This is a genomic window from Arthrobacter sp. UYEF20, from assembly GCF_040546335.1.
In the GTDB taxonomy this organism is placed as follows: domain Bacteria; phylum Actinomycetota; class Actinomycetes; order Actinomycetales; family Micrococcaceae; genus Arthrobacter.
Genome location: NZ_JBEPNP010000033.1, coordinates 1 through 25,332 on the forward strand (window position 1 = coordinate 1; position 25,332 = coordinate 25,332).

General features: G+C 67.2%; 17 protein-coding genes. 10 read left to right on the plus strand and 7 right to left on the minus strand.

Annotated elements, in window-relative coordinates:
• Window positions 1-532: 532 nt before the first annotated feature.
• The 4 genes from ABIB26_RS21935 (at window position 533) to ABIB26_RS21950 (ending at window position 5,925) form a co-directional block, all read left to right on the plus strand.
• The gene (locus ABIB26_RS21935; RefSeq protein WP_011776355.1) at window positions 533-820 is read left to right on the plus strand and encodes an HU family DNA-binding protein; all 288 of its coding nucleotides are present in this window, start codon (window positions 533-535) and stop codon (window positions 818-820) included.
• A 178-nt stretch (window positions 821-998) separates the two neighbouring features.
• Window positions 999-3,167 carry a bifunctional copper resistance protein CopD/cytochrome c oxidase assembly protein gene (locus ABIB26_RS21940; protein ID WP_502913729.1) on the plus strand — a complete coding sequence of 723 codons (2,169 nt, stop codon included), beginning with the start codon at window positions 999-1,001 and terminating at the stop codon, window positions 3,165-3,167.
• Window positions 3,164-5,125, plus strand: coding sequence for an NHL domain-containing thioredoxin family protein (locus ABIB26_RS21945; protein WP_354248139.1), 1,962 nt, complete (start codon window positions 3,164-3,166; stop codon window positions 5,123-5,125). Before ABIB26_RS21940 ends, ABIB26_RS21945 begins: the two co-directional genes overlap by 4 nt.
• 35 nt (window positions 5,126-5,160) lie before the next feature.
• Window positions 5,161-5,925: an endonuclease domain-containing protein gene (locus ABIB26_RS21950; protein ID WP_354248141.1), complete on the plus strand. Its 765-nt coding sequence runs from the start codon at window positions 5,161-5,163 to the stop codon at window positions 5,923-5,925.
• A gap of 128 nt (window positions 5,926-6,053) precedes the next feature.
• Here the strand turns inward: ABIB26_RS21950 and ABIB26_RS21955 are convergent, their stop codons facing one another.
• Together ABIB26_RS21955 and ABIB26_RS21960 are read right to left on the minus strand one after the other, a co-directional pair.
• Complete coding sequence (locus ABIB26_RS21955; protein WP_354248143.1) at window positions 6,054-7,046, minus strand: hypothetical protein; 993 nt, start codon at window positions 7,044-7,046, stop codon at window positions 6,054-6,056.
• A 136-nt stretch (window positions 7,047-7,182) separates the two neighbouring features.
• Entirely contained in the window at window positions 7,183-8,892 is a 1,710-nt protein-coding gene (locus ABIB26_RS21960) for a helicase HerA-like domain-containing protein (RefSeq protein ID WP_354248145.1), read from the minus strand.
• Window positions 8,893-9,056: 164 nt separating this feature from the next.
• On the opposite strand from ABIB26_RS21960, the gene ABIB26_RS21965 reads away from it, so the two are divergent.
• The 4 genes from ABIB26_RS21965 (at window position 9,057) to ABIB26_RS21980 (ending at window position 15,395) form a co-directional block, all read left to right on the plus strand.
• A complete protein-coding gene (locus ABIB26_RS21965) occupies window positions 9,057-9,860 on the plus strand; it encodes a glycoside hydrolase family 25 domain-containing protein (RefSeq protein WP_354248147.1) in 804 nt (267 codons plus the stop codon).
• A 145-nt stretch (window positions 9,861-10,005) separates the two neighbouring features.
• Window positions 10,006-10,995, plus strand: coding sequence for an LLM class flavin-dependent oxidoreductase (locus ABIB26_RS21970; protein WP_354248149.1), 990 nt, complete (start codon window positions 10,006-10,008; stop codon window positions 10,993-10,995).
• A gap of 257 nt (window positions 10,996-11,252) precedes the next feature.
• Window positions 11,253-12,623, plus strand: a complete 1,371-nt coding sequence (locus ABIB26_RS21975) for a right-handed parallel beta-helix repeat-containing protein (RefSeq protein WP_354248150.1) — start codon at window positions 11,253-11,255, stop codon at window positions 12,621-12,623.
• Between the two features lie 144 nt (window positions 12,624-12,767).
• On the plus strand, window positions 12,768-15,395 hold the full coding sequence (locus tag ABIB26_RS21980; protein WP_354248152.1) for a trehalase-like domain-containing protein: 2,628 nt from the start codon (window positions 12,768-12,770) through the stop codon (window positions 15,393-15,395).
• A 28-nt stretch (window positions 15,396-15,423) separates the two neighbouring features.
• Here ABIB26_RS21980 and ABIB26_RS21985 read toward each other — a convergent pair whose 3' ends face one another.
• The 4 genes from ABIB26_RS21985 to ABIB26_RS22000 all read right to left on the minus strand — a co-directional run bounded on the left by ABIB26_RS21985 (window position 15,424) and on the right by ABIB26_RS22000 (window position 19,126).
• Window positions 15,424-16,566: a GmrSD restriction endonuclease domain-containing protein gene (locus ABIB26_RS21985; RefSeq protein WP_354248153.1), complete on the minus strand. Its 1,143-nt coding sequence runs from the start codon at window positions 16,564-16,566 to the stop codon at window positions 15,424-15,426.
• A gap of 65 nt (window positions 16,567-16,631) precedes the next feature.
• Window positions 16,632-17,558 (minus strand): AEC family transporter, encoded by a 927-nt coding sequence (locus ABIB26_RS21990; RefSeq protein ID WP_354248155.1) that lies wholly within the window; start codon window positions 17,556-17,558, stop codon window positions 16,632-16,634.
• A 118-nt stretch (window positions 17,559-17,676) separates the two neighbouring features.
• Window positions 17,677-18,105 carry an aspartate 1-decarboxylase gene (gene panD / locus ABIB26_RS21995; protein WP_354248156.1) on the minus strand — a complete coding sequence of 143 codons (429 nt, stop codon included), beginning with the start codon at window positions 18,103-18,105 and terminating at the stop codon, window positions 17,677-17,679.
• Window positions 18,106-18,202: 97 nt separating this feature from the next.
• Window positions 18,203-19,126, minus strand: coding sequence for a LysR family transcriptional regulator (locus ABIB26_RS22000; protein WP_354248157.1), 924 nt, complete (start codon window positions 19,124-19,126; stop codon window positions 18,203-18,205).
• A 141-nt stretch (window positions 19,127-19,267) separates the two neighbouring features.
• Here ABIB26_RS22000 and ABIB26_RS22005 point away from each other — a divergent pair, with 141 nt between their 5' ends.
• Together ABIB26_RS22005 and ABIB26_RS22010 are read left to right on the plus strand one after the other, a co-directional pair.
• Window positions 19,268-20,731, plus strand: coding sequence for an amino acid permease (locus ABIB26_RS22005; protein WP_354248158.1), 1,464 nt, complete (start codon window positions 19,268-19,270; stop codon window positions 20,729-20,731).
• Window positions 20,732-21,073: 342 nt separating this feature from the next.
• A complete protein-coding gene (locus ABIB26_RS22010) occupies window positions 21,074-24,625 on the plus strand; it encodes a proline dehydrogenase family protein (protein WP_354248159.1) in 3,552 nt (1,183 codons plus the stop codon).
• A gap of 94 nt (window positions 24,626-24,719) precedes the next feature.
• Here ABIB26_RS22010 and ABIB26_RS22015 read toward each other — a convergent pair whose 3' ends face one another.
• Window positions 24,720-25,079: a hypothetical protein gene (locus ABIB26_RS22015; protein ID WP_354248160.1), complete on the minus strand. Its 360-nt coding sequence runs from the start codon at window positions 25,077-25,079 to the stop codon at window positions 24,720-24,722.
• Window positions 25,080-25,332 lie beyond the last annotated feature (253 nt).

Consider the following 25,332-nt stretch of genomic DNA (forward strand, 5'->3'; position numbering starts at 1 on the left):
TGTGGGAGAGTAGGTCACCGCCGGACAACCATTAAACACGGTCGAGAGCCTCCAGACACTTCTCTGGAGGCTCTCCCGCATTTAACCCCCAAACCACCAATGCGCCCTGCCGCACCAGCCACTACAATCCGCCGCCGGCCACTAGAATCCGCCGCCGGCGCCGCCGGCCACGCCGGCCACGCCGGATCTTGGACGGGAAGCGCTCCCAGTCCAGCGGAACGCCAGAAACGTGACGGGGGACCGGACACCACAACGGCTGGTGCGGCAGCCGCCGTCGGACGGCAGGAACTCCGCACAGGCCGCAGCGGACGGCGACACCGCTGGCACGGTCCGGCGGAGACCTGGCGAACGCGTCCGCTGTCGGCGAAATATCACGCCGAAAGCGAGCGATTCCCGTGATTTTCCCCGAAAAACGCCGCAAACACGCGGAATTTGCCGCCTCGGCGGCGGCAAGCTGGTAAGTTTTCGAACAGTGGCTTGTGCGCATGCCGTGTGCAGGCTCCAGAAATCATGACCGTCCAGGAGGACATAAATGGCTAAGAACCGTAGTGAACTTGTTGCAGAGGTAGCAGGCAAGGCCGGCACCAGCCAGGCAGCCGTCAACTCCGTGCTCGATGCACTGTTCGAGGTTTTCGAGACCTCTGTCGCCGCGGGCGAAAAGATCACCATCCCGGGCTGGCTCGCAGTTGAGCGCACCGACCGTGCAGCTCGCACCGGCCGCAACCCGCAGACCGGCGAGACCATCCAGATTGCCGCTGGCCACAGCGTCAAGCTGACCGCCGGTTCCAAGCTGAAGGCTGCGGTCGCGAAGAAGAAGTAGTCTTCTTCGAAGGACTGAAAGGAGCGGCAACCTTCGGGTCGCCGCTCCTTTTGCGTTAAGCCCAGCGGTCACGGCCGGCGGTCACGACCGGCGTGCGTCGCTGCGACGGGGCCTGACGGCGCCAGCGCGTTCACGGCGTCGATTCGGCGACCGGCCCGGCGTAGCGGACAATGGAGATGTGCCTTCCGCCGCAAATCCCCGTGCCACTGCAGCCGCGCCAACCCCTCACGGGGGAGCGCGAGGCCCTGACGCCCACCCGGGCGGCATCTCCCGCGCTTGGCAGCTCGCGGGCCTTGTGGCCCTCTTTGCGGGCCTGGCAGCGGCACTGCTGTTCTCCGGTGCGGCGGCTGCACGCCAGGTCTCCGACCCCGGCGCCCTGGTGCGCTGGGGCCTACCGGTCAGCAAGGCCATCCACAATGTCTCCCTCGCGACGGTGATCGGCGGGCTTATCTTCGCTGTCGGCATCCTGCCTCGGAGCCTCGCAACCTCTAGGTCCAGGGACACGGACGCCCCCGAGCATCCAGCGTTCACCCGGGCGCTGGCCTTAGCCGCGGGGGCCGGGGCCATCTGGACACTCTCCGCGATCGCCGTGCTGGTGCTGAGCTACTCGGACGTCGCGGGGCAGGGGATCTCCGGGGACCCGGAGTTCACCCGGTCCCTGGTCTACTTCATGACGGACATCGAGACCGGCAGGGCCTGGCTGTCGGTGGTCATCATCGCCGCCGTCGTGACCACGGCGCTCTTCGGCGTCCGTTCCCGCGGCGGCCTGGCGGCAACCTTGGTGCTCGCCCTCATGGGCCTGGTGCCCGCTGCCCTGATTGGCCACTCCGCCAGCTCGGATGACCACGAGGGCGCCATCAACTCGCTCGGCCTGCACCTGGTGGGGGTGTCGGCGTGGGTGGGCGGCATTATCATGCTGGCTCTCCTTTCCGGCATACTCGGAGGCGTGGCCGCCGGGGCTTCAGTCAAGACCCGCGCCCGGCCTGACATCACGGAGCCGACTCTCCGCCGGTTCTCCGCCCTGGCCGGGTTCGCCTTCGCCCTGGTCTTCGCCTCCGGCGTCGTCAACGCAAGCATCCGCGTCACCAGCTGGACCGACCTCTTCGGCTCCGCCTACGGGCAGCTGATTCTGGCCAAGGCCGCGGCCACCGTCGTGCTCGGCGGAGTCGGCCTCATGCATCGCCGCTGGGTCATCCCGCAGCTGGGAAGCCAGGGCAGCGGACTGTCCGCCCGGCGGGTCCTCTGGCAGCTCGTCGTTGTGGAGCTGCTCATCATGGGTGCGACGTCGGGAATCGCCGTCGCGCTCGGCCGTTCCGCGCCGCCGCAGCCCAGCACCTTCGCCCCCGATGCTTCCCCGGCCTTCATCGTCTCGGGCTACGACCTTCCGCCGGAACTCACGCCCGAGCGCTGGCTGACCGAATGGCGGCTCGACTGGCTCTGGGTCGCCGTCGCCCTCTTTGGTCTCGTGACCTACGTCCTCGGCGTCTGGAAGGTATCGCGGCGCGGCGACTCCTGGCCATGGTTCCGCTCCATCAACTGGGTGATCGGCCTGGTGGTCCTGACATATGTCACGTCCGGCCCGCCGTCGGTCTACGGCCGGGTGATGTTCTCCGCGCACATGGTGGACCACATGGCCCTCACCATGGTGGCCCCCATTTTCCTGGTCCTGGGCGCCCCGGTGACCCTGGCGCTCCGGGCCCTGACGGCGCGGCGGGACAGCTCGCGCGGGCCGCGCGAGTGGCTGCTGATCTTCGTACAGTCGAAGTTCTCCCAGCTGGTGACGCACCCGCTCTTCGCCGCCGCCAACTTCGCGGGCTCGATCGTCCTGTTCTACTACTCGGACGCGTTCGGCTACGCCATGCGGGACCATGTGGGCCACGAGCTGATGAACCTGCACTTCGCCCTGACCGGCTACATCTTTGTGCTCACCATGATCGGCACGGACCCCTTGCCGCGCCGGGCGCCCTATCCCATGCGGCTGCTGCTCCTGCTGGCCACGATGGGCTTCCACGCCTTCTTCGGCGTCGCGATCATGGGCGGCACCGGCCTGCTCGCCGCCGACTACTTCGGCAACCTCGGCCGCACCTGGGGCAACTCGGCCCTGCTGGACCAGCAGATGGGCGGCGCCGTGGCCTGGGGCATCGGCGAGGTGCCCACTTTGCTGGTCGCGATCGGCGTCGCCGTCATGTGGTCCCGCTCCGACGCGCGCGAGTCCAGGCGCACCGACCGTGCGGCGGACAGGAATAACGACGCCGATCTCACCGCTTACAACGATATGTTTGCCAAGCTGGCCGAGCGCGATGCCCGGATGGCCGAACGCAACCCAAAGCTGGAAGGACGCTCATGACCGAAACCCTACGCACCCACGCCCGGGTCCGGGCCTCCGAACTCGTGGGCCGCAACTGGCTCAATACCGGCGGCAAGTCCCTCGACCTTGAATCGCTCCGCGGCAAAATCGTGCTGCTCGACTTCTGGACCTTCTGCTGCATCAACTGCCTGCATGTCCTGGACGAACTCCGGCCGCTCGAGCAGGAGTACTCCGACGTCCTCGTGACGGTCGGCGTGCACTCGCCCAAGTTCGAGCACGAGGCTGACCCGGTGGCCCTGGCCGCGGCTGTGGAACGCTACGAGATCCGCCACCCGGTCCTGGACGACCCCGAGCTGGACACCTGGAAGGCCTACACCGCCCGAGCCTGGCCCACCCTGGTGGTCATCGACCCCGAGGGCTACATCGTGGCGCACCTCTCCGGCGAAGGCCACGCCGACGGCCTCGCCGTGCTGATCCCCGAGCTGATCGCCGAGCACGAGGCAAAGGGCACCCTGCACCGCGGCGACGGCCCCTATGTGGCGCCGGAGCCGACGTCGGGCACCCTGCGGTTCCCGGGCAAGGCCCTTTTCCTCCCCGCCGGGCGCGGCGTAGGAAGCGCTGAGGAGGCCGGGTCCTGGCTCGTCACCGACACCGGCCATCACCGCCTCGTGGAACTCTCCACCGACCTCCAGACCGTGCTGGCCACCTATGGCTCGGGCGAAAAGGGATACGCCGACGGCAACGCCGCCACGGCTCTGTTCAACGAACCGCAGGGCCTGGTCCTGCTCCCGGAAGACGTCGCCGCCGAGGCCGGCTACGACGTCGTGATTGCCGACTCCGTCAACCACCGGCTCCGCGGGCTCTCCCTTACGGACGGCACCGTCCGCACCCTGGCCGGCAACGGCGTGCAGCGCCTGCTCGAGACGGGACCGGCCCGGGTCGACGAGGAAGGCGCCGCGTTCGGCTCAAGGCTGGAAGCGGATCCGCTGCAGGTTTCCCTCAGCTCGCCGTGGGACGTTGTCTGGTCCACCAAACTGAACGCCGTCGTGGTTGCGATGGCCGGTGTACACCAGATCTTCAGCTTCGAACCGCGGTCCGGAGCCGTGTCCATTATTGCCGGCAACGGCCTCGAGGGCCTGCTTGACGGCCCGGCCGAGGAAGCCTGGTTTGCCCAGTCCTCCGGTCTCGCCGAGGACGCGGACGGCAACATCTGGGTGGCGGACTCCGAGACGTCGGCCCTGCGCAAACTGGTCATCGGCGACGGCGGGACCATCACCGTTGAATCCGCCGTGGGCAAGGGCCTGTTCGACTTCGGCTTCCGCGACGGCAACGCGTCCGAGGCGCGGCTGCAGCACCCGCTCGGCGTCACCGTGCTGCCCGACGGGTCGGTGGCGATCGCGGACACCTACAACGGCGCCGTCCGCCGCTACGACCCGTCGACGGGCACGGTCTCCACGCTGGCGCGCGGCCTGTCCGAGCCCTCCGACGTGATTGTGGACCACACCCAGGTGGCCGGCGCCGAGCCGCTTCTGGTGGTGGTCGAGGCGAACAAGCACCAGCTGGTGTACGTGCCCATCCCGAAGGAAGCCCAGCAGGTGGACGAGGGTGCGGCGCAGACCCACCGGCCCAAGAGCCCGGTGGCCCCCGGCCAGCTGGAGCTGACCGTCCGCTTCACCGCGCCGACCGGGCAGAAGCTGGACGGCCGCTGGGGTGACCCGACCCAGCTGAAGATCTCCTCGACCCCGCCGGAGCTGCTCGTGTCCGGCGGCGGAACGTCGGTGGGACTGCTCCGCACGCTGGAACTCGCCTCCGACGTCCCCGAGGGCGTGCTCCACATCACCGCCCGTGCCGCGGCCTGCGACGGCCCGGAAGACGCCGACGGCGAGATCCCGGACCACGCCGCCTGCCACCTCTACCAGCAGGACTGGGGGATCCCGGTGCTGCTGCAGGCGGACGGCGACACCGAGCTGGTGCTGGACCTCCGCGGAATGGACTAGGCGCGCTGCCTGGCCGGTGCCCGAGGCTGCTGTTCGTGACCAAGGCTGCTGACCAAGACGTCACGGACAGCAGCCTTTTGGCTTTAAGTGGCCCATGGATCGGACTGTATGCTCTCCCGACGGCGGATCCTGGCTATGTGGCGCTGCTGCAGCGGAGACAGCTGCTCACCTGCCTCAGTGCGGCGCCCTTCTACCGGCTCTGGACGGTCGACTCCGCTGGTCCCCTCCACGTGTATCACAGACGCGGCGAGGCCTTCGACGGCCAGGCCGGGCACAGCGGCTTGCTCCTCGAGCCGCATCCGCACCGGCCGGTTGCTGCCCTCGGCGACGTGCTCATCCACGCGCTGCGGTGCCTTCCGTTCCATGAGTCGCTGGTTATGGTCGACTGCGCCGTTGGCAGGGGCGATATGACCCTGGATTTCTTGCGGCAGCGCCTCCCTGGCAAGCGTAACGGCCGCGCCCGCCAGGTCCTGGACTGGGTGGGTCCCGGAGCCGAATCCATGCTGGAAACCCTCGCGCGGACGTATTTCCGCCAAGCCGGAGTCAAGGTGGAAGCGCAGGTGCACCTTGACGGCGTCGGATACGTCGATCTGCTGCTGGAGGGCAGGCTGATCGTGGAGCTCGATGGTCGCCATCACGGTGAGTGGGCCCAGATCAAGAAGGATCAGCGCCGCAATAACTTGTCCGTTGTGCAGGGCTACGCCGTGCTCCGGTACTACTACGACGACGTCGTGCATCACCCCGGGCGGATGGTGGCGGAGGTCATGGCCGTCCTCGCAGGCTCGGACCTGCCCGGATAGGCGTCACTGAAGGCAGGTTTTCAGCCCGGGGAGGAAACGGATTTAGCGGATTCACCGGCTGGGCCGATGCTGCATCAGCCAAAAGACTGCCCTGCGTGACGCCCGGCGGGCCAGCGCGGCTCAGGAGCTCAGTAGCTCAGGAGCGGGGTCAGCTTCACGGTGTCGGCCTCGAGGTCCAGGCGGGTGGTGAAACTGAAGTCTTGGACCACATTGATCTCGCTGACGGCCCCGGTGAACAGGTCCACCGTGCGGGCCTTGATCCGTGCCTTGCCGTCCAGCGGCGCCACCACCCAGCGCCCGCCAAAGGGCTCAATGCTGACTGCGGGGTACTCCGTGATGCTCCAGTCGATGGTGCCCGGGACGACGCGGTTGTTGGTGGCGTGGTAGAACGGGCAGTCCGGCTGCAGCTGCTGCTGCTTGTCCGCCTCGTCAGCGCAGCTGTCCAGGAACTCCTTGACCTTTCCGCTTACGGCGTCCTTCAAGGCGCCCGTGGCTTCCGTCAGCAGGTTCAGCGGAGCGGCGGGCACATCCCGGCCGGACAGGGTGGCGCGGGTGGGCGGAGCCGAGAAATACTCACCGCTGAGCGTGGCTTCGTACTCACCGGGATAGAAGACAGCGAAAGAGTTACGGCCGTTGGGCATGTTCACTGGCACACCGTTGAGCGTGGCTTCATTAGAGTTGACCACCGTGACGTCCAAAACGGGGAGGGCCGCTGGTATGAAGGACCATTTGTGGAAGAACAGCCACTCCGTTCCGGACTCTTCGAGCAGGAATTCGGTGCGCAGCCGGTTCCCATCAATGGTGTAGTCAAGGGGGACCATGACCTGGTTCCCGGCGCGCTCCTCCGCCTCGCCGAACTTCACGTCGCGGATCCGTGCGGCGGCCGTCTGCAGCGCTGTCCCGTCCAGCATTGCGGCGCTGCTCTGCGGAACCGAGGCACGCAGGAGGCCGATGGCTTTTCCGCCTTCACCCTTCTGCAAGGCGTCAAGGTATTCGCGGACGGGCTGTTGCGGGCCGGCGATGGACTTGTTGACCACGTTGATCGCTACGACGGATCCGGCCACGGCGAGCATCAGGCCCAGCAGCCACCCGGCTGCGATCCTGACCAACGCCTGACTCATTTGCACGTACCTTACGTTACCTGCACCCCACGGGAATGCTCTTGTCACATGCGCCCCGTGTGACGTGCACCATCGCCGGGACACTGGCCAGCAGCCGCTGGGGAGGGCGTCGGCGCAGCATGCGGGAAAGTGCGGGTCAGCGGCGCCGGCGCTTGGGGGCCGTGCCGAAGACGCCGCGGAGAAGTTCGCGGCCCAGCTGGGTTCCCAGCGAGCGTGCCATGCTCTTGAAACCGCCGCCCAGGGCCCCGCCGAGTGCACCGGCCAGATCCCCTGCCATACCGCCTCCGGCCCCCTGCGGTGCCCGCTGCGGCGCCTCCTGAGACGTCTCCCGTTTTGCCGGGCGCTCGGGTGCCTCTGCCCGCTCGGGCGCCGGTGCTGGCCGGCTGCTCGGGCGGCCCATGATGTCTTCCTCGATCCGCCGGGCCTCGGCGTCGACGTCGCCCGAAGTGCCGCCGCCGGCACGGGCAGGAGCCGCATCGCCCGTGCCTGCACCTGCCTTACCGGTGATCTTCTCGTAGGCGGAGACCTTGTCCACCGCCGTGCCGTACTTGGGGAGCAGTGCCGAGCCGGCCACGGTGCTGGAAATCAGGGCGTCGCTGCTCGGGCCCATGACGGACTCCGGCGCGCGCAGGCGGGTGAGCGCGACGGGGGTCGGCGCGCCCTTCTCATTCATGACGGTGATGACGGCCTCGCCGATGCCCGCCGAGGTGAGCGTCTCTTCGAGGTCGTAGTCGCTCATCGGGAAGGTGGAGACGGTCGCCTTGAGCGCCTTGGCGTCCTCGGGGGTGTAGGCCCGGAGGGCGTGCTGCACGCGGTTGGCCAGCTGCCCCAGGACTTCGGCCGGGACGTCCTTCGGAGTCTGCGTGACGAAGAAGATGCCGACGCCCTTGGACCGGATCAGCCGCACCGTGGTGGTGATGGCGTCCAGGAACGCCTTCGAGGCGCCGTTGAACAGCAGGTGGGCCTCGTCCAGGAAGAACACGAGCTTGGGTTTGTCCAGGTCGCCGGCCTCGGGCAGTTCCTCGAACAGGTCGGCGAGCAGCCACATCAGGAAGGTGGAGAAGAGCATCGGCTTGGTCTGCAGCGTGGGAAGTTCCAGGCAGCTGACGACGCCGCGGCCGTCTGGGGCGGTGCGCATCAGCTCGGCGGTGTCGAACTCGGGTTCGCCGAAGAACTTCTCCATGCCCTGCGCCTCAAGCGTGATCAGTTCACGGAGAATGACGCCGGCGGTGGCCTTGGAGAGTCCACCGAGTTCTTCGAGCTCGTCCTTGCCCTCGTCCGAGGTGAGGAACTGGATGACGGCTCGCAGGTCCTTCAGATCGATCAGCTCGAGGTTTTTCGTGTCCGCGAAGTGGAAGACCAGCTGGAGACTCGATTCCTGCGTGTCGTTGAGCTCCATGACGCGGGAGAGCAGGATGGGGCCGAAAGACGTGACGGTGGCGCGGACCGGGATGCCGTTGCCGTCGCCGCCGAGGGCCAGGAATTCCACCGGGAAGGTCTTGCCGGACCAGGCCTGGCCGATGCTCTCCGTGCGCGCAAGCAGCTTCTCGGTGCCGGTGGCGGCGGTGGCCAGCCCGGAGAGATCGCCCTTGATGTCCGCAAGGAACACCGGCACTCCGGCGGCCGAGAGCTGCTCCGCCATCATGTGCAGGGTGACGGTCTTGCCGGTGCCGGTCGCGCCGGCCACGAGGCCGTGCCGGTTCATCATCGCCAGCGGGAGCCGCACGGGTGCCTCCCTGTGCAGTTCGCCGTCGATGATCGCGGCGCCCAGCTCGATCGTAGGGCCCTCGAGGGTGTACCCCTTTTGGATGGTGGCGATCTTATCTGCGGTGGATTTGGTGGCCATGCCGATAGCTTAGCCGGGTCCGGCCGTCCCGGACCCGGCTTTGGCTGGTGCTATTTGGGATTTAGCGTGCGGCCGCAAACCCTAAGCCTGCTGAGTATTCCATCCGGCGTGCTCCGCGTGGCAAGTTCCCGGCGGCAGGGCGGATCCCTGCAGTACCCTAGGGCATGCCCACCTCGCTGTTCAAGAAGCTTGCGTCCCTTGCTGTCACCCTTGGCCTTGTCCTCCTCGGGGCCGGACCGGCCACCGCGGCCCCGCCCCGGGACTCTGAACCCGTGGGCATCGACGTGTCCTGGCCGCAGTGCGGGAAGACCCTCCCCACACAGCCCGCCTTCGCCGTCGTCGGGGTGAACAACGGGCTCGCCAACACCACGAACCCGTGCCTGGCGGCGCAACTGGCGTGGGCCGGAACGGCAAAGACACCCGCAGCGACGTCGCAGCCGCGGGTGTCGCTCTATGTCAACACCGCCAATCCCGGGTTGAAGGGCTCGTGGTGGCCCACCTCCAACACCTACAAGGGCATCCGCGTGGCCAACCCTTACGGGAACTGCGCTCTGCGGGTCTTCAAGGCCTGTTCCTACATGTACGGCTATGCGAAGGCGTACGACGACGCCGCCATCCGCGGGGTCAGCAATCCGGCGTCGTATCTGTGGTGGCTCGATGTGGAAACGGAAAACAGCTGGCAGAGCGACAAGTCAGCCAACGCCGCCGTGCTCGAGGGGATGACCGTCTACTTCAAGAGCATTGGCGCCCGCGTGGGCATCTATTCAACCAGCATGCAGTGGGGGCAGATCGCCGGTTCCGTTCCCTCCACCAGCCCGCTGGCGGGGCTGCCCAGCTGGCTCGCCGGTGCCTCCTCATTGACCCGTGCCAAGGCATTCTGCTCCAATCCCGGGCTCACCCCCCGCAGCCGCGTGGCAATGGCGCAATACATCTCCGGCGGACTCGACTACAACTTCTCGTGCCGCTGATCCGCTGACGCCGGACCGGTGTGGACCGGCAGCAATCGTGCCGGTGCAGAAATAACCCGGGGCCCGCCGTCGTTGTCCCAAGTGTGCGTGTGCCGGAAACCGGGTGCGCCTGACGACACTCCGCTACGAAAGGCCGGCCTTTTCCGTGACTGTTCCGCTTTCCATTCTTGATCTGGCAACCATCGGCAAGGGCCAGACGGCGGCAGAGAGTTTCGCGGGAAGCGTGGCCATGGCGCAGCTCGCCGAGAAGCTGGGCTACCGGCGGGTGTGGTACGCCGAGCACCACAACATGTCCTCCATCGCCTCCTCGGCCACCAGCGTGCTGATTGCCCACATCGCCGCCCACACCGAGAGCATCCGGCTCGGCGCCGGCGGCGTGATGCTGCCCAACCACTCGCCGCTGACCATCGCCGAGCAGTTCGGCACCCTGGAGACCCTGCACGCGGGCCGGATCGACCTGGGCCTGGGGCGGGCGCCGGGCAGTGACCAGAACACTCTGCGTGCACTGCGCCGCGATCCGATGTCCTCGGACAGCTTCCCGCAGGACGTGCTGGAACTCCAGGGCTACTTGAACGGCCCCACCCGCATCCCTGGCGTGGAGGCCACCCCGGGCAAGGGCACCAACGTGCCGCTGTACATCCTCGGCTCTTCGCTGTTCGGGGCCAAGCTGGCCGCCCAGCTGGGCCTGCCGTACGCCTTCGCCTCGCACTTCGCCCCCAACGCGCTGCAGGACGCGGTCGCCATATACCGCCGCGAGTTCAGCCCCTCCGCCCAGCTCGACGCCCCGTACGTGATTGCCGGAGTGAACGTCATTGCGGCGGACTCCACTAAGGAAGCGCAGGCGATGTTCCGGGAGACCTTGCGCGCCCGCGTCTCGCTGTTCTTCGGCAACGGCCGGGTGTTCACCGACGACGAGGCGGACATGATCCTCGACTCGCCGCAGGGCCAGCACGTGGTCCAGATGATGAAGTACTCGGCTGTCGGCACCCAGGACGCCGTGGTGGAGTACCTGGATGAATTCACCGCGCACGCCGACGCCGACGAGCTGATGGTTGCGCACCAGACTACTGGAACCGAAACGCGGCTGCGCTCCGTTGAGCTGCTGGCCGAGGTCGCTGGACTCGTCAGGGCCTGACCGCCTCACGGGCGAAGGCCGCGGCACCGGCGAAGGCAGCGGCCTGCGGCGGCGTGCGGGCCGTGCGGGCCGTGCGGGCCGTGCGGGACGGAAAAGTCGTTGACTTCATGAGTGCGCGACCCTACGGTTAAGCGCACTAGGGCGTCGGCTGGGTCTGGTGCTGCTTTAAAAAGCAGTGGCTAATACATGCGGTCGTCAGACCCCGCAGTCGTTAGAACCCGCGTTCCCGGATGGATTTAGAAAAGCCAGGGGCAAACTTGAAGATCAAGGCCACCGCTGCAGCCACTGTGATAACCCTTTTAGTCATGGCCGGACTCATCCAAGGCGCCTCGTCGCAGGCATCGCTCGCCGGTCCGTCGCCTGCATCGATCGACGGTCCGTCGCAGGCACCGCTCGCCGGAATGACGTATTACCTCAGCGATGCCGGCGACGACAGCAATGTCGGGACGTCGGTTGACGCCCCGTGGAAATCGATTTCGAAGATCAACGAAACCGTTTTGGCACCGGGGGACTCCGTCAGCTTCCGCCGGGGCGACACCTGGAACGGCGGTGTTGTTGTCAACCAAAGCGGAACGGCTCGGGCGTCAATCACCCTGAACAGCTATGGAAGCGGAAGTCCTCCGACGATCGTGGTGGGGCAGTCAGGAAACTGCGTCAGGGTGAATGGCAACTTCGTCACGGTGGACGGATTGCGCGCAGAGGGATGTGGCTACGCGGGATTCGGCATTTACGGTGACAATGGCGTCGTGAAAAATGTCGTTGCCGTAAACAATTCGGCAGGCATCCAGGTGGGCAACGGCTCCGATTTCGGCCACTATCTGAATAACACCCTGACCGACAACAACATCATGAACGTGAACACGCCGGGGGCAGGCTGCGGAACCCCTGCCGCCGTCGACTGCAACGACGATTCGGGAGCATTCGGGGTGCTCATCAACGGCAACGACAACGAATTTTCCGGCAACACCATCACCGGCTCCACCGCTGCCTCCTACGATTTCAGCCAAGACGGCGGCGCCTTTGAGATCTTTAACGGCAGCCGCAACAGAATCCACCACAACGTCTCCGTGGACAACAATAACTTTTCCGAGATCGGCCGCTCCAATGGAGCCGCTGACGATAACGTCTACAGCTACAACCTCATCCGGGCGAGCTGCGGCGCCGAGTGTTCCAAGACCACCGGCCTGATCATCCGCGGCCCAACTTCTTCCTTTGGCCCGACCAACGGCACCGTCTTTGAACACAACACCGTCTGGCTGGACGGGCCGGAATCCAAGGCCGTGGTTTGTCATGCATCGTGCCCCTCCTCGACGGTCATCAGGGCGAACATCCTGGTGGGAGTGAGTAACTCCCTGTGGATGGACGGCTCCGGCTGGACCGAGCAGCAGAACGTACTCAACGGCCCCACCAATATTTCCCCGAGCGCCAGCTCCAGCACCGATCCGGCGCGGTTTGTGGACGCGCCTGCTGACCTGCACCTGTCCAGCACGAGCCCCGCAATAGACCGGGGCGGCACCGGTCCGGTCGGCCTGGACCTGTCCGGAAAATCCATACCGCAAAACGGGGACTGCATAGGTATCGGCGCTGCCGATTCGGGTGCCTACGAGTACGACTCCCCGAACTGTTAGCACCGGGGATACGGCGGCTGCAGACGTTACATAGCTGCAACAGCGGGGACACCCGGGGGAAATAGTGCCGGGAGGATACTGGAGATACGTCCTTTACGGACGATTTTCTTGCAGGCATTGGGGACTATCCGAAGGACTCAGCCCATGCCCACCCCGCTCAACCAGTCCCTCGCTGACTCTGCCCTCCTGACCAAATCACTGCCGCTGGGTCTGCTGCGCGCCTTTGTGCAGACCAATGCCGCCGACGACGGCCTGACACCGCAGCTGCTCGCGGAGCTCAAGATCCTGGCCCGCACGCCGGGGTTGCTCGTGGCCTGCAACTATGGCGGAACGCTGTGCGCCGCGGAAGGCGTTTCCACCGAAACCCTCCCGCTGGCCAGCGCCGCGATCGCGCTCCGTGCGCTCGCCGCCCTCCCGAACACGCACGCGGCCGTCATCTCGGGGAGGTCTCTGCGCGATCTGGCCGCCGTCTCGCGGCTCCCCGCCGAGGTGCATCTTGTCGGCTCCCATGGCGCCGAGTTTGACATGGGTTATGCCCACGGACTGTCGCTGGCCACCGAATCCGTGCTCCAGCAAACCAGCCAGGCTCTCGCCGAAACCATTGGCGCCTACCGCGGCATCACCCTCGAACGGAAGCCGGTGGCAGTGGCCGTCCACACGAACAGCGCCACGCCGGAGGTGGCGGCCAAGGCTGCCGCAAGGGCGGAGCCGATTGCCCGGGCGCACGGGCTGTCCTTCATCGTGGACGGCTCGGTGCTGGACCTGTCCGTGGTGGAACCGTCCAAAGCCTCTGCCCTGGAGCACCTCCGGTCCATGCTGGGTGTGAGCGCGGCCCTGTTCGCCGGGGACGCTGCCAGTGATGAGCTCGCGATGGCCACCCTGCGCGGGCCGGACATGGGCCTGCGGGTGGGGGAGGGCCCGACGCTGGCCTCGCACCGGCTGCGGGACCCTGAGTCCTTCGCCCGGGTACTGGCCATCCTCTTTGAACTGCGGCGTGCCTGGCTTTTCGGGGAGGACGCCGTCGGCCTGGAGCGGCTTTCTTTGATCGGCAACGGCTCGTCCACGGCTCTCATTACCCCGGACGCCAAGATCTGTTGGATGAGCCACCCGCTGCCGGACTCGGGGTCGCTGTTTGCCCATCTGCTCGGCGGGGACGCGGCTGGGCACTTCTCCGTGGAACCGGTGAAGGCCTCGCAGGTCCTGGGCCAGCGGTACGTGGACAGCACCATGATCGTCGAAACGCGCTGGGCCGACGTCACAGTCACCGACTACCTGGAACCCGCGCCGGAAGGGATCACCAGCCTGGTCCGGGTGCTCTCCGGCACCGGAACGGCGAGGATCATCTTCGCACCCCGGCCGGACTACGCCAACGCGCCCTTCAGCATGGAAGCTCGCGGTGCGGAGGTGCACGTCGTGGGCACCGCGGACCCGATCATCCTGCTGGCAGCGGGCGTCGGCTTTGCCATCACCTCGGATGGCCGCCATGCCACCGCCACGGCCGACGTCGAACTCCGCCACGGCCCCGTGGTGCTCAACCTGCGCTGCGGCGACACGGAACCGCAGCCCGCGGAGCCGCCGGACGAAAACTCGCGCCGCACCGCCGTCGCACATCACTCGCGGCGTTGGGTGCAGGGGCTGGAGCTGCCGTCCGTGAAGCCGTCCCTGGTCCGGCGCTCGGCGCTGGTGCTGCACGCGCTGGTCCACGAGCCGACCGGCGCGGTACTGGCCGCGCCCACCACCTCGCTGCCGGAAGGGATCGGCGGCACACGGAACTGGGACTACCGGTATTGCTGGCTGCGGGACGGTTCCATGAGCGTCAACGCCCTCGTGGACCTCGGCTCGACGGCGGAAGCAGAGGGCTTTCTGGACTGGCTGGGGCGGATTCTGGCCAACGCACCGGGGCCGGAATGGCTGCATCCGCTGTACTCTGTGACCGGGGCGCCGCTGTCCACTGAGGCCATAATCGAGAGCCTGCCCGGGTACGCGGGGTCCCGCCCGGTGCGGATCGGCAACGCCGCGGACCATCAGGTGCAGCTGGACGTGTTCGGGCCGATCGCGGAGCTGATCGATGCACTGGGCAAGCGGAACGGTGCCTTGTCGGATGCGCACTGGGAGCTCATGGTCCAGATGGCCGCAGCCGTCCTGGCCCGCTGGCGCGAGGCGGACCACGGCATCTGGGAGGCCCGCCGGGCGCCCCGGCACCACGTCTACACCAAGGTGATGTGCTGGGTGACGCTGGACCGGGCGCTGCGGGCGGCAGCCCGCCACGGCCGGACGCCGCTGCCGGACTGGGAGCCGACGGCCGCCGCCATCCGCGAGGAGGTCCTGCGTGAGGGCTGGGACGAGACCGCGGCCTCGTACACGGTCGCCTACGACAGCCCGGACCTGGATGCGGCCGTACTGCACATCGGCCTCTCCGGGCTGCTCGATGTGAGCGACCAGCGATTCCTGGACACGGTCACCGCTGTGGAGCGGGAACTGCGGGTGGGCCCCACGGTGTTCCGGTACCGGTACGACGACGGTCTGCCGGGGCTGGAGGGCGGGTTCCACATCTGCACCACCTGGCTGATCGAAGCCTATGTTGCTGTGGGGCGGATCGACGAGGCCTGGGACCTCTTCGACCAGCTCGTGAACCTGTTCGGGCCGACCGGGCTGCTGCCGGAGGAATACGATCCGGGAACCGAAACGCACCTCGGCAACCATCCCCAGGCATACTCACACCTGGGCTTCATCCGCTGCGCCCGTTTGCTGGACGGGCTGCCGAAGAACTAGGCGTCGACAAAGCTGCGGAAGCGGCACGCTACTCGCAGGCGACGCCGTCGCCGTCGCGGTCCAGCTTGCTGCTGTAGCCCGGCTGGCCCGTCCGGATGGGGGCGGCTCCGGCCGCACGGACCGCGGAGCAGTTTGCGTAATAGACGACGGCCGGAGCCGCCAGAACTACCGCTGCCGGGACGGCGGGTGCCTGTTCCACCGGGGCAGCGGCCGGGACGGGCGCCGGAACTACCGCTGCCGGGGCAGCGGCCGCTGCCGGGGGCGCTTCCGCGGCCGGCGGCGAGGCCCCTTGGTTCGTAGGCGCCAGGGCGCCCGGGCAGTCGCCCAGCACGCGTGCCATCGCATCGTGCTCGGCCTGGGTCACCCACAAGGCATAGCTGGACTTGACCGAGATCTGGCGGGCCACGTAGGCGCAACGGAAGGATTTGTTCGGCGGCAGCCAGGTGGCTGCGTCGCCGTCGCTCTTCCGGAGGTTGGTGGGGCCGTCCACCGCCAGCAGGTTCAGGGGATCGTTGGCGAAGGACAGGCGCTGGGCCGCGCCGAGCTGCTGTGCACCCTTCTGCCAGGCGTCGCTGAGGGCGACGACGTGGTCGATCTGCACCGCAGTGCTGGTGCTGTTGCCGCGGAGGAAGTTGATGAGGGCCGAGGTATAGGGGTCATTCAGGACGCCGGACAAAACAACGCAGTCCCGCGTGCCGGGCTTGAGGGCCAGGGCGGAGAGGTCCCGGCGGAGCATGTCGTTGCGGGTGTCGCAGCCGTTGCGGTCGACGTCGGCCCAGGCCTGGCCGAACTGATCGCGCGAGTATCCGGTCTTCGGCGCCCGGCCCTTGATGGGCAGCGTCGCGAGCACGTCGAGGGCCGTGCTGGCGTAGGCCGGCTGCGGATGCGGGGCGTTCGTGCCGGCGAGGGCCACACCGGGGGTGGTCTCCGGGTCCAGCGGGGCGCCATCGGATGCCGTCGTCGGCGGCGCCACGGCAGTCGGGGACGTGCCGGCGGCGGAACTCCCGACGGCGGCCGCAGGCTCGGCCCCGGGGCTGGCGCAGGAGGTCGAGGAAACGAGCAGCAGCCCGGCCAGGCCGCAGGCGATCCAGTCGATGGCCCCCGGTCCGCGGCGTGGGCTGTGCGATGGGACACGGTGCGATCGGACGCGGCGTGAATGGACGCTGTTCAATTGTCTCCCCAGTATGAGCGTGTTTGCGGGCCGAACCCCGGCCGGTCACAGCCTACCGGCGGGTGTCAGGCGAGGAGCAGGGCCACGCCGATCATGGCCGGCACCGCCACTACGGTGGTGATCAGCACGGTGTCCTTGGCTACGGTGAGGCCGGTCTGGTAGCGGCTCGCGGCGACGAACACGTTCTGCGCCGTGGGCAGGGCCGAGGTGACCACGACGGCGAAGAGCGCCTGGCCCTCCATGCCGAGGGCACATCGGGCCAACAGGTAGGCCAGCAGCGGGTGGACGATCAGTTTGAAGCCGCTGGCCAGCAGGGTATCCAGACGCCTCCCGGCTGAGGCCTGCAGCGGCCGGGAGCCGTTGAGGCTCATGCCAAAGGCCAGCAGCATCGCCGGAATCGCGGCGCCGCCGATCAGGTGGATGGGTTGCATCACGATCGCAGGGACCTGCCAGCCGGTCCCTGCGACGACGAGGCCCAGGCCGGAGCCGACGATCATGGGATTCCGGACGATCATCAGCACGAAACCCAGCGGCGTGGTCCGGTGGGCGCTGGTGGTGGCGTCGAGGGCCATCAGGAACAACGGCGTGAAGAAGGCCAGCTGGAAGATCAGCAGCGGCGCCACATAACTGGCATCCCCGAGGACGAACACGGCGATGGGAATGCCCAGATTGGCGGAATTGGCCAGCGAAGCGCTCATGGAGGACATGAGGGATTCCGGCAGGGAGCGTTTAAGCAGGAACCGGACGATGCCGAAGAAGAGTGCCGCCGTCGCAGTGGCTCCTGCTGCCGTCACCAGCAGTGGTGCGGCAAAGACTTCGTGAAGTCTTGCCTTGCTGAGCGTTTCGAACAGGAGGGCGGGGCTGGCGACGAAAAAGGTCAGCGCGCTCAGCACGGAGCGGGCGTTCTCGCCCAGGATCCCGCGACGGCCCACGAACGTGCCCACCAGGATGATGGACCAGACCACGAAGAAGCCGGCAAGCACCCCTAGCACGCGGCGGTCCCCAGCGTCGAAGACGGGGAATAGGTGGGAGTCACCCTCCCAGAGTAATCAGCTTTATTGAAGCCCAGGGCCAGTCACGGCCGGCATCGGCCAGCCGGCCGAGACTCCGTCAGTTCAGCGACGCGTTGTTCAGCGCGTGCGGCGGCCGCATCAGCCCGGGCGCATGGCCCTCCGCCGGATCATTGCCGATCTGGACGATTTTGTTGTCCTTGTCCACATGGACCACCTTGGGGCTGAAGGCCTTGGCCTCTTCCGTGGTCATCTGGGCATAGGTGATGAGGATGACGATGTCGTTCTCATGCATGAGGTGGGCGGCGGCGCCGTTGATCCCTATCACCCCTGTTCCGCGCTCGCCGGCGATCGTGTAGGTCTCCAGCCGGGCGCCGTTGGTGACGTCGACAATCGCCACGAGCTCACCCGGGAGGATGTCGGCGGCCTCCAGCAGATCCAGGTCCACGGTGACGGAACCGACATAGTGGAGGTCCGCGTGCGTGACCGTGGCGCGGTGGATCTTGGACTTGAATATTGTTCGATTCATAACGTCACCAGTCTAACGCCGGGCCAGCAGTAGCGCTGTGAGCCAGCGAACACCGCCGCCCAGGTTGCGGGCCGACGCCGGATGGCCGGCCGAGCGCTCAGTCCGACGCCGGCCCGGTTGCCGGGGAAATGGACGCGGCGGTCTCGGCAAGGATCTCGCGGGCGGCCAGAATGGCGGGCCGCTTGGCGCTCGAGCGCCGCGCGGACGTGAAGACTGTGCGGTGCGGATCGCCAGGGAGATTGATCAGCTTGGCAGCCGTGCCCCTTCCGGTCCAGACGAGGTCCGGCATCAGGGCCACCGCGTTGCCCGATTCGATCAGCCGGATCTGCGCCTGCAGGTCCGCTGTCTCGAAACGGACGTCGGGTTCGAATCCCGCGCTGCGGCAGGCCTGTTCGGCCCAGTGACGCGACGCCGCGCCACGCGGCTCCATCACCCAGGCCAGCTCGGCGGTATCGGCCAGGGAGGTGATCGGGGGCCTGTCGGTCGACGGCGGCGGAACGGCGAGCCGGATCGCGTCGGTTGTCAGCCGGATGCGGTCCAGCTCGGCGTAGCGGGGCGCAGCATGGCCGGGATACTGCTCGGCGATGACGAGGTCGAAGTCCCGGGCCCACGTCTCATGGAGGGCCGTTTCCGGTTCGCGCTGCGTCATTTCGATCCGGACCTCGGGGTAACTCGAGGACATCCGGGTCAGTGCATCGGGCATCAGCGCCAACGCCGCCGACTGGAAGACGGCAATCCGCACGGTCCCGGTCACCGTGGTGAGCGACGCCGCCAGATCCGCCTCCGCCTGCTCCAAGGTCTCCAGCAACTGGGCCGTGTGCGCCACCAGGACTTCGGCCTGAGGCGTCAGCTGGACGCGGCGCCCGGTCTTCCTTAGAAGCTCAACCCCGGCCTCCTTTTCCAGCAGCGCCAGCTGCTGCGAGACCGACGACGGGCTGTATTGGAGCGCCTCGGCGACCTCCGCCAGGGTGCCCCGGATTTTCAGTTCACGCAGCAGGCGCAAACGCCGGACGTCGAGCATCGCGATCCTTTGTGAATTCTAATGGTTATTGATTAGGAGAAGTCACTTTATCTAATGCAACCGTGCTTGCATACTGTTGTCACTGAGTAACCCCCATCACAGGGCGGATTGATGGGCACCACACCTGACCAGGAGTCCTTGATGAGCACAAAAGATCTGACCCAGTCGATCATGAGGCGCAAGCCCATCGACGACATCGAAGAAGAGAACAAACACAGCGGATTGTTCAAGAGCCTCGGGCTCTGGCAGCTGACAGCCATCGGCGTCGGCGGCATCATCGGCGTCGGCATCTTCTCCCTGGCGGGTCTCGTGGCCCACGGCAGCGCGTCGGAACCCGGCGTCGGCCCGGCGGTGCTGTTCTCGTTCCTGATCGCGGGCCTCGCCTCGGCGGCTGCCGCGCTGTCCTACGCGGAATTTGCGGGCATGATCCCGCGGGCAGGCTCCGCCTACACCTATGGCTACGTGGCGCTGGGCGAGGTGATCGGCTGGTTCATTGGCTGGGACCTGCTGCTCGAGTACATCGCCATTGTGGCCGTGGTGGCGATCGGCATTTCCGGTTACTTCGCCGCGGTCCTCTCCGGCATCGGCCTCCACATGCCCGTCTGGATGACGTCGACGGCGGATGAGGGCACGGGTGGCGTCGTGAACGTTCCGGCGATCGTGGTCTGCCTCATCGTGACCTGGATCCTGTCCCGCGGCACCAAGACCTTCGGACGGTTCGAGCTCGTGGCCGTGGCCATCAAGGTCGTCCTGATCCTGTTCATCATCGGGCTCGGTCTCTTCTATATCAATACGAATAACTACAACCCGTTCATGCCCAGCGGCTTCGGCCCGGTCCTTGCAGGCTCCGCCACCGTGTTCTTCGCCGTGTTCGGCTACGACGCCATGAGCACCGCCGCGGAGGAAGCGACCGACGGTAAGAAGCACATGCCGAAGGCCATCATCCTCTCCCTGATCGTCGCCATGCTCCTGTATGTCGCCGCCACCCTGGTGCTCACCGGGATGCAGAACTACCAGGACATCGACCCCAAGGCCGGGTTCGCCTCCGCGTTCAACGGCGTGGGCCTGCCCGTCATCGCGACCATCATCTCCGTCTTTGCCGTGCTGTCCATCCTGACCGTGATGCTCACCTTCCTGCTCGGTGTCACCCGTGTCTGGTTCTCGATGAGCCGCGACGGGCTGCTCCCCGGCTGGTTCGCCAAGACGGACCGCCACGGCACCCCGCAGCGCGTCACCTGGATCGCCGGGATCGCCTCGGCCCTGCTGGCCGGCGTCTTCCCGATCAAGGCCGTCGCGGACCTGACCAACATCGGCATCCTGGCCGCATTCGTCGTCGTTTGCCTCTCGGTGATCATTTTCCGGTACAAGAGGCCGGACGCCCCGCGCACCTTCCGGCTGCCGCTCATGCCGCTGGTACCCGCCTTCGGCATGCTTGCCTCCGGGTTCCTGATGCTCCAGCTGCACTGGGAGACCTGGCTGCGCTTCGTAGTCTGGCTCGTCATCGGCCTGATCATCTACTTCGGCTACGGCCGCAAGCACTCGCTGATGAACCCGGACAGCCCGCGGCACGAAGAGGCCGTGGAGATGCACCGCCCGATCGGCTAGCGGCCCAACGCTCTCTCACTACCTGCGGCAAATCACAGGACGCTCTCTCAGATTTGGCACGAATTAGACGAACCCTCTCTCGCCCCGCGGGAGAGGGTTCGTCTAATGTGTGCGGGAAGTGAGGGAACGTCGCCCGGGAGGCGGCGGGAAGTGAGGGAGGATCGCCCGAAAAGTTGCGGGATGTGAGAGAGCGTCGGGGGAATTTCTGAACGTTCGGACGGAATTTGAATCATTGGGTTTTCTAACCTGTATTGCTCAGAAAACGTCGCTTTATCTTAAGTTAGCGGAGGATCATACTGATGGAAAGGACGTCCTCGCCAACGGAAAGAACGAGTGCCAGCCATGACCAACATTTCAACGGAGCCCGGCGTAACCAACGAGAACGCGGACGGGCATCCCCCCGCCCCGGAAGACTCCCCGGTCCTTGAGGCCGCAGCCCTCGCCGAGGACACCACCGCGCTGGTGCGCCACTGGCTCGCCGAAGCCGCCAAGGTGCCCGTTGACGCCTCGGCCAAGCAGCTCGCCGGCGTCCTGAAGGACCCGAACGGCCTCGACTTCACGGTCGGGTTCGTCGACGGCGTCGTCCGCCCCGAAGACCTGCGGGTCGCCGCCCGCAACCTCGCCGCCCTGGCTCCGAAGGTCCCGGCGTTCCTGCCCTGGTACATGCGCAGCGCCGTCCGGTTCGGCGGCACCATGGCCCGGGTCCTGCCGCAGGTGGTCATCCCGATCGCCCGCCGCGTGCTCCGCGAGATGGTCGGCCACCTGATTATCGACGCCACCGACGCCAAGCTGGGTCCGGCCATTGCGAAGATCCGCAAGGACGGCATCAAGCTGAACGTCAACCTCCTCGGCGAGGCGGTGCTCGGCGAACACGAAGCCTCCCGCCGCCTGGAGGGCACCCACACCCTGCTGTCCCGCCCCGACGTCGACTACGTCTCCATCAAGGTCTCCGCCACCGTCGCCCCGCACTCCGCGTGGGCCTTCGATGAGGCCGTGGAGCACGTCGTGGAGAAGCTCACCCCGCTCTTCACCCGCGCCGCGTCCTACGCCGCCACCGGGCAGGGGACGAAGTTCATCAACCTGGACATGGAGGAATACAAGGACCTGGACATAACCATCGCGGTCTTCACCCGGATCCTGGACAAGCCCGAGTTCAAGAACCTCGAGGCCGGCATCGTGCTCCAGGCCTACCTCCCGGATGCCCTCGCCGCCATGATCCGCCTGCAGGACTGGGCCGCCGTCCGCCGCGCCGACGGCGGCGCCGCGATCAAGGTCCGCGTGGTCAAGGGCGCCAACCTGCCGATGGAGCAGGTCGAAGCCTCCCTGCACGGCTGGCCGCTCGCCACCTGGGGCACCAAGCAGGACTCGGACACCAACTACAAGCGCGTCATCAACTACGCGCTGCAGCCGGACCGGATCCGCAACATCAGGATCGGCGTGGCGGGCCACAACCTCTTCGACATCGCCTTCGCCTGGCTCCTGGCCAAGCAGCGCGGCGTGGAATCTGGCATCGAATTCGAGATGCTGCTCGGGATGGCCCAGGGCCAGGCCGAAGCCGTCAGACAAGACGTCGGCTCCCTCCTGCTCTACACCCCCGTGGTCCACCCTGCCGAGTTCGACGTCGCGATCGCCTACCTGATCCGCCGGCTCGAAGAGGGCGCCAGCCAGGACAACTTCATGTCCGCCGTCTTCGAACTCAGTGAGAACGAATCCCTCTTCGAGCGTGAGAAGCAGCGCTTCCTCGCCTCGCTGGCGAAGCTCGACGACGAGGTCCCGCCGCCCAACCGCCGGCAGAACCGCGCCCTCCCGGCCGCGCCGATGCCGCACGCCGATCAGCCACAACGCAGCTTCGAGAACACCCCGGACACCGACCCCTCGCTGCCGGCGAACCGCGACTGGGGCCGCGCCATCCTGGGCCGCGTCACCACTTCCACGCTCGGCAACGCCGCCGTGGAAGCCGCCACCATCAATGACGCCGCCACCCTGAACACCGTGATCGCAAGCGCGGTGGAGAGCGGCAAGGCCTGGGGCGCGCTCTCCGGCGCCGAGCGTGCGGTCATCCTGCACCGCGCCGGCGACGTCCTCGAGGCCCGCCGCGAAGACCTGCTCGAGGTCATGGCCAGCGAGACCGGCAAGACCATCGACCAGGGCGATCCCGAGGTCAGCGAGGCCGTGGACTTCGCGCACTACTACGCCGAGTCGGCCCGCAGGCTCGACGACGTCGACGGCGCCACCTTCGTCCCGACGAAGCTCACCGTGGTGACCCCGCCGTGGAACTTCCCGGTGGCCATCCCGGCCGGCTCCACCCTGGCCGCGCTCGCCGCCGGGTCCGCCGTCGTGATCAAGCCCGCCAAGCAGGCCCGCCGCAGCGGCGCCGTGATGATCGAGGCCCTCTGGGAGGCCGGCGTCCCCCGGGACGTCCTCACCATGGTCCAGCTGGGCGAGCGCGAGCTCGGCCGCCAGCTGATCTCGCACCCCGCGGTGGACCGGGTCATCCTGACCGGCGGCTACGAGACGGCCGAGCTGTTCCGTTCCTTCCGCAAGGATCTGCCCCTCCTGGCCGAGACCAGCGGCAAGAACGCCATCATCGTCACCCCGAGCGCCGACCTGGACCTCGCGGCGAAGGACGTCGCGTACTCCGCCTTCGGCCACGCCGGGCAGAAGTGCTCCGCCGCCTCGCTGGTGATCCTCGTCGGCTCCGTTGCCAAATCGAGGCGCTTCCACAACCAGCTGATCGACGCCGTCACCTCGCTGAAGGTCGGCTACCCCGAGGATCCCGCCAGCCAGATGGGTCCGATCATCGAACCGGCCAACGGCAAGCTCCTCAACGCGCTCACCACCCTGGGCGAGGGTGAGACCTGGGCCGTCGAGCCGCGGAAGCTCGATGAAACCGGCAAGCTCTGGAGCCCGGGTGTCCGCTACGGCGTCCGCCGCGGGTCCTACTTCCACCTCACCGAATTCTTCGGCCCGGTACTCGGCGTCATGACCGCGGACACCCTGGAAGAAGCCATCGCCATCCAGAACCAGATCGACTACGGCCTGACGTCCGGCCTGCACTCGCTGAACACGGACGAACTCGGTATCTGGCTGGACACCGTCCAGGCCGGCAACCTCTATGTCAACCGCGGCATCACCGGCGCGATCGTGCAGCGCCAGCCCTTCGGCGGCTGGAAGAAATCCGCCGTCGGCGCCGGCACCAAGGCAGGCGGACCCAACTACCTCGTCGGGCTCGGCGAATGGACCAGCAAAGCCAGCACCGCCAACAAAGCCAGCACCGCCGAGGCAACCCCCGCGCACGCCGGTGTCCGCCGGATCGAAAACGCCGCCAAGTCCTTCCTGATGGCCGGCGAACTGGAGCGGCTGCAGCGCGCGCTGGCGTCCGACGCCAAGGCCTGGGCCGAGGAGTTCGGCACCGCCAAGGACGTCTCCGGCCTGAGCGCCGAACGCAACTTCTTCCGGTACCGGGCGCTGCCGGTCACGGTGCGCCTCTCCGAACGCGAACCGCTCGCCCACCTGGTCCGGACCCTCGCGGCCGGCGTGCAGGCGGGATCCACGCTGACGGTGTCCACCGCCGTCGAACTCCCCGCCCGGCTGGGCGCCGTGCTGTCTGGACTCGGCATCGCCGTCACGGTGGAGAACGACGCCGGGTGGCTGGCGGCCGCCGGGAGGCTTGCCGGGGCGGGCTGGCTGTCCGGTGGACGGATCCGGCTGATCGGCGGAGATGCGCATGCCCTGGCCGAAGCGACCGGCGGCCGTCCGGACGTGGCGGTCTACATCCACCAGGTCACCGAAGCCGGCCGCGTTGAGCTGTTGCCGTTCCTGCACGAACAGGCCATCAGCATCACGGCGCACCGTTTCGGCACCCCGAACCACATCTCGGACAGCCTGATCTAGCCCGCTCCCAGCCAGAAAAAGCACGAGCCGGGTGGCCACCCTCCAATGGTGGCCGCCCGGCTCATGTAGTTTTTGGGGCTTGCTGGTTCGGGACTCAGCCGAAATACCAGCCCGGCGGCACCCAGGAAGCCGGCACCGCGTGGGCGGAGAAGTCGTCGCAGCCGGAGCAGAAATAAGTGGCCTCGCCCAGCCGGCCGACGGAGCCGTCCCGTCGCTGCGTTGCCGGGATAAAGGTCTCGAGGTAGATGAATTCGTCGGTCCCGCAGCGTTCGCAGTAGGGGCTGCCTACGTAGTCGGCATCCGCCGGGGAGACCGGGTGTGCGTCGCGTCGGCCCCGGCCAGGGTGCTGGCCGGCGGCGCTGTGGTGCCGCGCCGGAGCCAGCAGACGCACCGGCGTGAGTGCGTGGTCAGCCGAAGCGGCGGGAGCATGTGGGCGGTTTATGGCTGTCGTCATTGTCGGCCTTCCCGAACGCCGCCGGTACCGCTGCCGAAAGGCAGACGCGCAAGGAAGCGTTCGTTTTTCGAATGGTTGTCATTTTCGAATCGTTGTCATGGGCCACTGCTTGACATTCAACGTTCTTAGAATAGGCCACGTACTGCGGGCAATCAATGGTCCGCGTTGACTCATAGAAAACCTCCGCGTAGCTGGATACGTTGCCTCAGTTGAATACCTCCGCGTAGCGGCGTGGTTTCCGGGCGGGGCGGCG

Coding starts and splice junctions, on each gene's coding strand:
- ABIB26_RS21935 (WP_011776355.1), top strand. CDS start 533: ATGGCTAAGAACCGTAGTGAACTTGTTGCAGAGGTAGCAGGCAAGGCC.
- ABIB26_RS21945 (WP_354248139.1), top strand. CDS start 3,164: ATGACCGAAACCCTACGCACCCACGCCCGGGTCCGGGCCTCCGAACTC.
- ABIB26_RS21955 (WP_354248143.1), bottom strand. CDS start 7,046: ATGAGTCAGGCGTTGGTCAGGATCGCAGCCGGGTGGCTGCTGGGCCTG.
- ABIB26_RS21960 (WP_354248145.1), bottom strand. CDS start 8,892: ATGGCCACCAAATCCACCGCAGATAAGATCGCCACCATCCAAAAGGGG.
- ABIB26_RS21965 (WP_354248147.1), top strand. CDS start 9,057: ATGCCCACCTCGCTGTTCAAGAAGCTTGCGTCCCTTGCTGTCACCCTT.
- ABIB26_RS21980 (WP_354248152.1), top strand. CDS start 12,768: ATGCCCACCCCGCTCAACCAGTCCCTCGCTGACTCTGCCCTCCTGACC.
- panD (WP_354248156.1), bottom strand. CDS start 18,105: ATGAATCGAACAATATTCAAGTCCAAGATCCACCGCGCCACGGTCACG.
- ABIB26_RS22000 (WP_354248157.1), bottom strand. CDS start 19,126: ATGCTCGACGTCCGGCGTTTGCGCCTGCTGCGTGAACTGAAAATCCGG.
- ABIB26_RS22005 (WP_354248158.1), top strand. CDS start 19,268: ATGAGCACAAAAGATCTGACCCAGTCGATCATGAGGCGCAAGCCCATC.
- ABIB26_RS22010 (WP_354248159.1), top strand. CDS start 21,074: ATGACCAACATTTCAACGGAGCCCGGCGTAACCAACGAGAACGCGGAC.
- ABIB26_RS22015 (WP_354248160.1), bottom strand. CDS start 25,079: ATGACGACAGCCATAAACCGCCCACATGCTCCCGCCGCTTCGGCTGAC.